Genomic DNA, 8,472 nt, shown 5'->3' on the forward strand with positions numbered 1-8,472 from the left:
GCCCGGGCACCAAGCTCCGGTCCCGGTTCTGTCGGGACCCCAGCGCACCATCAGCACCACCCGCACCACCCACACCGGAACACCCAGCCAGGGGGATGAAGTGACAGAGACGGCCAACTCCGCAGCCAGCCAGGCGACCGACAGCGGTACGCCGGGCGCCACCGGACTGAAGATCGAGCGGATCTTCAGCACCGAGGGTGTCCACCCCTACGACGCGATCACCTGGGAGCGCCGCGACGTCGTCCAGACGAACTGGAAGACCGGCGAGACCGTCTTCGAGCAGCGCGGTGTGGAGTTCCCCGACTTCTGGTCGGTCAACGCGAGCACGATCGTCACGACGAAGTACTTCCGTGGCGCCGTCGGCACCCCCGAGCGCGAGACCGGTCTCAAGCAGCTCATCGACCGCGTGGTGAAGACCTACACCAAGGCCGGCATCGAGCACGGCTACTTCGCGAGCCCGGCCGACGCCGAGGTCTTCGAGCACGAGCTCACCTGGCTGCTCGTCAACCAGTACTTCTCCTTCAACTCCCCGGTGTGGTTCAACGTCGGCACGCAGTCCCCGCAGCAGGTGTCGGCCTGCTTCATCCTGTCGGTCGACGACAGCATGGACAGCATCCTCAACTGGTACAAGGAAGAGGGCTTCATCTTCAAGGGCGGCTCCGGTGCCGGCCTCAACCTCTCCCGTATCCGCTCCTCCAAGGAGCTCCTGCGGTCCGGCGGCACGGCGTCCGGCCCGGTCTCCTTCATGCGCGGTGCCGACGCCTCGGCCGGCACCATCAAGTCCGGCGGCGCCACGCGTCGTGCGGCCAAGATGGTCGTGCTCGACGTCGACCACCCCGACATCGAGGAGTTCGTGGAGACGAAGTGGCGCGAGGAGGACAAGATCCGCGCCCTGCGTGACGCCGGGTTCGACATGGACCTGGGCGGCAAGGACATCACCTCGGTCCAGTACCAGAACGCCAACAACTCGGTCCGGGTCACCGACGAGTTCATGCGGGCGGTCGAGGAGGGCAGCGAGTTCGGGCTGCGCGCCCGCTCCACCGGTGAGGTCATCGAGACGGTCGACGCCCGCGGCCTGTTCCGCAAGATCAGCGAGGCCGCGTGGGCCTGTGCCGACCCGGGCCTGCAGTACGACGACACCATCAACGACTGGCACACCAACCCGGAGACGGGCCGGATCACGGCGTCCAACCCGTGCTCGGAATACATGAGCCTCGACAACTCCTCCTGCAACCTGGCGAGCCTCAACCTCCTGAAGTTCCTCAAGGAGGACGACACCTTCGACGCGCCGCTGTTCGCGAAGGCCGTCGAGTTCATCATCACCGCGATGGACATCTCGATCTGCTTCGCGGACTTCCCGACCGAGCCGATCGGCCAGACCACGCGTGACTACCGCCAGCTCGGCATCGGCTACGCCAACCTGGGCGCGCTGCTGATGGCGATGGGCCTGGGCTACGACTCCGACGGCGGCCGCTCGATGGCCGCGACGATCACCTCGCTGATGACCGGTACGTCGTACCGTCGTTCGGCGGAGCTCGCCGCGATCGTCGGCCCGTACGCCGGCTACGCCCGCAACGCGGAGGCCCACAACCGGGTGATGCGCAAGCACCAGGCCGCCAACGACGAGGTGCGCACGCTGCACATCGCCGACGCCCAGACCCACAAGCTGGCGACCGAGGAGTGGGCCAAGGTCGTCGACCTCGGCAAGGTCAACGGCTTCCGCAACGCGCAGGCCTCGGTGCTCGCGCCGACCGGCACCATCGGCTTCATGATGGACTGCGACACGACCGGCATCGAGCCGGACTTCTCGCTGGTCAAGTTCAAGAAGCTGGTCGGCGGCGGCTCGATGCAGATCGTCAACCAGACGATCCCGCGGGCGCTGGAGAAGCTCGGCTACGACGCCGAGAAGGTCGAGGCGATCGTGGCCTACATCGCGGAGAACGGCCACGTGGTCGACGCCCCGGGCCTGAAGCCGGAGCACTACGAGATCTTCGACACCGCGATGGGTGAGCGGGCCCTCAAGCCGATGGGCCACGTGAAGATGATGGCCGCCTGCCAGCCGTTCCTGTCGGGGGCGATCTCCAAGACGGTCAACCTGCCGGAGTCGGCGACGGTCGAGGAGATCGAGGAGATCTACCTCCAGTCGTGGAAGCTCGGCCTGAAGGCCACGGCGATCTACCGCGACAACTGCAAGGTCGGTCAGCCGCTGTCCGACGGTGGCGGCAAGGCCACCAAGGACGCTGCGGACGCCGCCGAGGCCGCGACCGCGGTCGTGGAGAAGGTCGTGGAGAAGGTCGTCTACGCCCCGACCCGCAAGCGCCTCCCGAAGTCGCGGGTCTCGCGGACGACGTCGTTCACCGTGGGCGGCGCCGAGGGCTACATGACCTCGGGGGCTCACGAGGACGGCTCGCTCGGCGAGGTGTTCCTCAAGCTCGGCAAGCAGGGCTCGACCCTGGCCGGCGTGATGGACGCCTTCTCGATCGCGGTGAGCATCGGCCTGCAGTACGGCGTGCCGCTGGAGACCTACGTGTCGAAGTTCAGCAACCTGCGCTTCGAGCCCGCCGGTCTCACCGACGACCCGGACGTCCGGATGAGCCAGTCGATCATGGACTACATCTTCCGCCGCCTGGCGCTGGACTACCTCGACTTCGACGCCCGCTCGGCGCTCGGCATCTACTCCGCCGAGGAGCGCCAGCGCCACCTCGAGACGGGCTCCTACGAGCCCATCGAGGAGACCGGCTCCGCCGCCGAGCTCATCGAGCAGCCCGTGGTCGTCCGCGGCACCGCCGCCCCGGCCGAGCCCGAGGTGGCCGAGGCCGAGATCGTCATCGGCGACAAGTCCCCCGCGGCCCCCAAGGCCCGGACGTCCGCCGAGCTCCTCGAGCAGATCACCGGCCACGCCGTCGACAGCCCCCTCTGCATGACCTGCGGCACCAAGATGCGCCCCGCGGGTTCCTGCTACGTCTGCGAAGGCTGCGGCAGCACCAGCGGCTGCAGCTGAGCTGAGCTGGAACGCCGAAGGGCGGCCACCCGAGAGGGTGGCCGCCCTTCGGCTTTGTGCGGACCGACTACGCAGGGCCAACCGATCGGAGGATGCGGCGGCAACGCCTCGCCGCCAAGCTCGTCCCGTGATCACGGCGCTTCTCGACGGGCTCGGGCCGTTCCTGCCACCGCTCGGCGGCGCGCTCGTATTGGTGGCGCTCCTTGCGTCACCCATGCCGGGCCGCGGGCCAAGAATCGGCCAGGGCCGAGACCCTTGGCGGAGCTTCCGATACCGGGCGCGCGCGACTGTCATGGCCCGAGCCGGCGGTCGATGTGAAGGGCCGCTCTTCCTCGCGTGGGGCCGGTGTCGCCAACCCGCGGCGGAAGCGGACCACATCTATCCCTGGTCCCGCAGCGGTCCGACGGTCGTTGGCAACGGACAAGCTCTCTGCCGTGACCACAATCGACGCAAGGCCAGTCATCGCCCGCCCTGGTGGTACGTGCGAGGCCTGGAGCGCCGCCGGTTGAGCTATTTTCCGCCAGATGTCGACGTGACGGTGGTAGCGCGGCTGACCGAAGCGGACCGTGCTGCGCGCCAAGCATCGAACTTGCGCCACCGGAGCACATGACGCCCGCCGCAATCGCGGCGAATGACGCTGCTGGCAGCCTTCGACGGTCATCGCAGGGCTGACAATATTTTCGCTCGGCGACGTCGGAGGTGGGGCCTCTGCGCTCGCCGCCGTCGTCGGCCTTCGACCAGAGCCGACCGTCGAAGCATCGGCGGGCCGTCACCTCGCCCCGACGACGCCGATAGGCGGGTTGGTGGTCCCGAGCGACACCGTGCTGGAATGGGAGGCACGTCGCCGGGGGAAGGCCAGCTCGCGTGCCACTGCTTCTAGTCATCCACCGGCTCGCTGCCACCATCCAAGAACGTCTTCGAGTTGATCGCGGAGAAGTTCCCACGGCTGGTTGAGGTCGAGAGTTTGCGCTCCGATCCGGTTGCCCTGGATGACGACGTCGACATGGGGCTGCTCATCAGCCTCTGTCTGGGCGTACAACAGAAGTCCGCTGACACACCCGGTTCGGCCGGTGTCCTCGTTCTTCACGTAGGTCAGGATCTGGTAGAGGTTTCCCGAGTGGATGGTCGACTTGCCCCAGGCTCCGGTCTGCATGGACTGCCTGTAGTACTTCGCGTCAATGATCAGCGTCCGACCGCGGTGCTGGAGAGTGACGTCAGTACGCATCTGGGGCAGCTGCGATCTAAGGTCCTTCGGCCCATCAAGGTCCCAGGAGACTGTGCGAGCGGCGGGAGCCAGCTCGGGGTGATGATGGGCGTAGTACTCACGCAGAAAGCGCTCGTACAGGCTGCTCATCGCCTCGTCCGAGACCCACGACGTGAGCTTGGCGGTTCCGGCGTCTTGCGTAGGGATGAGCCCGCGGACGATGAGCTCGCAGACTCCGAGGAGCAGCCGATAGGTGGCGTTCGCGCGGTGATACGTGAGGTCGCCCCAGCGGATCGCGGTCGGCGCGATCAGGGTGACAGCCTCGAGGTGAGGAAGTAGTCGGCGGAGTGCGTCCTTGCGGGCTGGGTCGACATGGCCGTGGCGTAAAAGAAGCACCAGCACCGACTTAAGGGCGCGATTGTGGGGAGTGTCGGCCTCATATTCATCGAACTCGCAAATCACCCGTCCCGGCGTGGTCGATCGACGAGCGACCGTTCGAGCGAGGTCGATGCGCCCGCGGACACCGAGGAGGTCCTCTGTTCGATGGAGGTAGTCCCGGTGGAGCCCGCGCTTGACCTGGGCGCCGACACCGCGGACAAGGATCTCGGCTAGCAGGTCGTGGAGGTGGTCGAACCGCTCGGCTGCGAGCTGTTCGGTGCCCGCGTTGCGGATCGCTCGGAACGCGTACGCCATCATCACGTACACGTTGCGGATGGCGATCGAGCTGGCAGTCATGCCACTGCGGTCCGCAACTTGCTGGCCCATTCTTCGGCCTTCGAGGGTTCGTCGAACCAATACTCCTCGAGCAGCGGGACCAGTTCGTCCTCAACGACGGAGTACAGCCAAGCATCGTCAGCGTCACCGTTGAGTGGCTTGGATAGGTAGCTGTGACCGATGGCAAAGCCGGGGCCGAGCGCGGGGTCCTCAGAGATCGCTTGATTGAGGTCGCCCACAACCGTGACCAGGGCGTCGAGGCTCGGGCTACCGGCCTGTTGCTGCCAGCGGACGAACCCGGTCGAGCCGAAGCCCGGCGACATCTGAAAGAACCCGAACCGCCGGCGTAGTGCGTAGTCGAGGACCGCCAGGCTGCGGTCGGCAGTGTTCATCATCCCGATGATGTGGACGTTAGGCGGAACCGAGAAGGTTTCGTTCTTGTAGAGAAGGCGTAGGTCTTGGCCGCGCTTGTCGGCCTCGATGAGCATGAGCAGTTCGCCGAAGATCTTGGAGATGTTGCCGCGGTTGATCTCGTCGATGATGAAGAAGTACGGCCGGTCGTCGTCATCTCGGGCCGCTTCGCAGAACCGGTAGAACGGACCCTCCGCGAGGACGAAGCCACCCGACTCAGTGGGTCGGTAGCCCATCATGAAGTCCTCATATGAGTAGCTCTGATGGAACTGCACCGTCTGCACCCGGTTCGGGTCCTTGGCGCCCATCATCGAGTAGGCCAGCCGCTTGGCGGCGAAGGTCTTCCCGACTCCTGGCGGGCCGGCAAGGATCGCGTTCTTCTTACGAATGAGCAGGGTGCTCAGCCGGTCGTATCCGTCCTCGGAGAGGTATACCTCGCTAAGGAAGGCTTCCTTGTCGTATCCCGGGAGCTCGATCACTACAACGGGCGGTTCTGGTTCGGTCTCCCCGGCCACCAACGTCTCGAGTTGCTCGACGTACTCGCGATGGCGCGTGACGTCGGTCAAAGTCTTCATGACCGCCGTTCCCGGGTGCGGCCAGGTCCCCACATGCGTCCAGTCAACCGAGCGCATGTGGCGGAACGACTCCCGCTCCGGCTCGTAGCGCGCTTCGGACGTGACCACACCACGACCGATGATCTCTTGCCGCCCGCGCTTCGCGAAGACGATGTCTCCGACACAGATCTCGTTCTGGAACTGCCACAGCGCCAACGAGGCGTTGGTGTTCGCCGCCCCAGTTCCGTCCTTATCCAGGGCCTGACGCATCGCCTCCCTGCTCCCGAAGTGGGACAGATCGTCGATGTCATCCCAGCCAAGCCCCATAAGATTGTCGGACGAGAACTCGCCCCATTCAGAAGCCTGAGCTCCGGGAGAATAGAGCCAGTAATGACGGGGACGAGGTTCCTCAGCACCGGCAGACGCCTCGGGGTCCTCACTGGGCGTCGGGGACGGGTCCCAGAGTTCGCGCACGCCCGGTGTCCAGAAGTGGAATGGGCCATCAACTTCATGTGCGAGCGCACCACGGATTGCAAGAAGGTCGCGGTCAATCGCAATGGCGCCGTTTCCCGAAGGTCCACCAATCCGATCGGCTAGCCCCGTACGGATCTGTTCCTTCATCCGTGCTGACGAGATCGGCTCGAAAACGTCAGGGCGAGCGAGAAACTGGAGTGCATTGCGAATGTCGGAGCGGTCGTCACCGGAGTCGAGCATGACTTTCTGAAGCTGCCACGGATCGTTTCGAGCGTTCGCACGCTCGGCGTCAGGTAGGCCGCTCCAGTAGCGCACGAACGTTGAAGCCCAGATGACGTGGCGCCACAGGCTGCCGTTGTACGCCTGCCCTGGTTCGAACCCGGCGGTTCCGGCGGGACGAGATAGCCAGGTCGCCATCGAGTGTGGGATGTCGACCGGGGACTTGAGATGAGCCAAGACCCTTTCGACGTGACCTCTGCGAGTCTCGGGAAGCGCCGAACGAACCGGATGCTCACGCAGGAAGGCGAGCTCTGCGGCCAGCAACACCACCTCCCGCGATGCGCCCTCGAGTTGCTTGTCGAGCTTGTCCCACTGGCCCTGCTGTGTGCCAACGAGCGGGTTGTCTCCGATTCGGGCGCGAAGGTCCTCGGCCGCCGATGCAGTCCAGATCGTCGTCCCCGGGTCGATCAAGGAACGCCCGTCGCCGAGCATCTGGGCGATCAGCGGGCCGATCTCTGCCGCGAGTTCCATATCGGGCCGCGGCCGCGACGGCGCAGATACGGTGTGCAGACCTTCGGCGTGTTCATCGCTCATGGCTGCAGTCTCCACGTTCGGCGGCCCGCGCTGGCTGACGACCGGCCGAATCTCCGATCGGAGTCCTCGACCATAAAGCGCCGCTGGAGCACGGACATATGCGGCATCGGTCGGAGCGACGACCCCGCCACTCATGTCGTCGAGATGTGGCGCAACGGTTTGTGCGAGTCCGGCGCGTAGTCCCAGCAGTCGACGCCGAGGTGAATGCCCCACGTGCCGCCAGGCGACTGCCGTCCACTGGCCGGCCGAGATTGCGGACATGCCGTCTCGCGGCGGAATGGCACACCGTCTGTGCCGGCAATGACGTGCGCCTAGCCTGGCGACCATGGCGATTGAGTGGTCCGGTCTCGTTGGGAGCGCGGTGGGCGTCGTTGCGGCCGTAGGTGTCGCCCAGTGGACCGCCCGACGGCAGATAAGCGCCGATCGTGAACTGCTTCACGAAGAGCGGAGGCACCGAGCGGCCTCTCGTATCTTTCAGGAACTGTTAAACGTCCCAGCGCTCACATACGAGATTGAAAGCTTCGAGTACAGCGGCCTCACTGACCATGACCTCCGCGCATACCGGCGCCAGCGGGACGTGCTTGATTCCAGCAGAGGTTAGGGCGGGGACAGCACGAGCTGGTACACCATCGGAACGAGCACTCCGGCGGCAGATTCGACGATCGCTCGATCCTCATCGCCGACCGCTGACTTCGTGCCGTGGAACAGATTGCACCTAACTCGGTAGATGGCCGCCAAGGTGTGAGCCCAATCAGCCGGTGGAACGCCGTCGACATGGCGCAGGTGGCAGTTGGGCGCCCGCTGGGCGGTGGGAAAGTCCCGCGCGTAGCGTTCCACCCGACTTGATCTGGGCTCGTCCGGCCGATGACTGTCGCGTGCCGGGTTCAGTAGAGGCTCTGAACTGACGCGCTGACGGTAGTCGGCGCGGGGTTGTGCCGGTAGTGGTTGTCTTCGAACTCGACTGGCGGGACGAGTCCGATCTGGCCGTGGAGCCGTCGGTGGTTGAACCAGTCGATGTACTCGGCGACGGCGATCTCGAGGTCGTCGATGTTCTTCCAGGGCCCGTGGTTGCGGACCAGCTCGGCCTTGAACAGCGAGTTGAACGCCTCGGCCAAGGCGTTGTCGTAGCTGTCGCCTGTCGAGCCGACCGATGCGACAGCACCGGCCTCGGCCAGCCGCTGGGTGTAGCGGATGGCGAGGTATTGAACGCCTTTGTCCGAATGCGCGATGACACCGGCGGTGTCTTGGCCGGCGTGCTGCCGGGTCCACAGCCCCATCTCGAGTGCGTCCAAGGCGAGGTC

General features: G+C 65.7%; 5 protein-coding genes. 2 read left to right on the forward strand and 3 right to left on the reverse strand.

The annotated features are described in order from the left end of the window. Positions 1 to 100: 100 nt before the first annotated feature. Positions 101 to 3,001 (forward strand): vitamin B12-dependent ribonucleotide reductase, encoded by a 2,901-nt coding sequence (locus H0487_RS11470; RefSeq protein WP_183094372.1) that lies wholly within the window; start codon positions 101 to 103, stop codon positions 2,999 to 3,001. Positions 3,002 to 3,293: 292 nt separating this feature from the next. Further along, entirely contained in the window at positions 3,294 to 3,611 is a 318-nt protein-coding gene (locus H0487_RS24455; protein WP_376766676.1) for an HNH endonuclease, read from the forward strand. A gap of 270 nt (positions 3,612 to 3,881) precedes the next feature. On the opposite strand, the gene mcrC is transcribed toward H0487_RS24455, so the two are convergent. The 3 genes from mcrC to H0487_RS11490 form a co-directional block, all read right to left on the reverse strand. Continuing rightward, positions 3,882 to 4,940 carry a 5-methylcytosine-specific restriction endonuclease system specificity protein McrC gene (mcrC, locus tag H0487_RS11480; protein ID WP_183094374.1) on the reverse strand — a complete coding sequence of 353 codons (1,059 nt, stop codon included), beginning with the start codon at positions 4,938 to 4,940 and terminating at the stop codon, positions 3,882 to 3,884. Beyond that, entirely contained in the window at positions 4,937 to 7,171 is a 2,235-nt protein-coding gene (locus H0487_RS11485) for an AAA family ATPase (protein ID WP_183094375.1), read from the reverse strand. Before H0487_RS11485 ends, mcrC begins: the two co-directional genes overlap by 4 nt. An 884-nt stretch (positions 7,172 to 8,055) precedes the next feature. After that, a partial coding sequence (locus H0487_RS11490; RefSeq protein WP_220793326.1) for an integrase core domain-containing protein occupies positions 8,056 to 8,472 on the reverse strand: 417 nt, incomplete at its 5' end.

It is taken from the genome of Nocardioides stalactiti (assembly GCF_014180715.1).
GTDB classification, from domain to species: Bacteria; Actinomycetota; Actinomycetes; order Propionibacteriales; family Nocardioidaceae; genus Nocardioides; species Nocardioides stalactiti.

What these genes read in the sequence shown, in the direction of transcription:
- mcrC (WP_183094374.1), bottom strand. Translation starts at nt 4,940, where the DNA reads ATGACTGCCAGCTCGATCGCCATCCGCAACGTGTACGTGATGATGGCG.
- H0487_RS11485 (WP_183094375.1), bottom strand. Translation starts at nt 7,171, where the DNA reads ATGAGCGATGAACACGCCGAAGGTCTGCACACCGTATCTGCGCCGTCG.
- H0487_RS24455 (WP_376766676.1), top strand. Translation starts at nt 3,294, where the DNA reads ATGGCCCGAGCCGGCGGTCGATGTGAAGGGCCGCTCTTCCTCGCGTGG.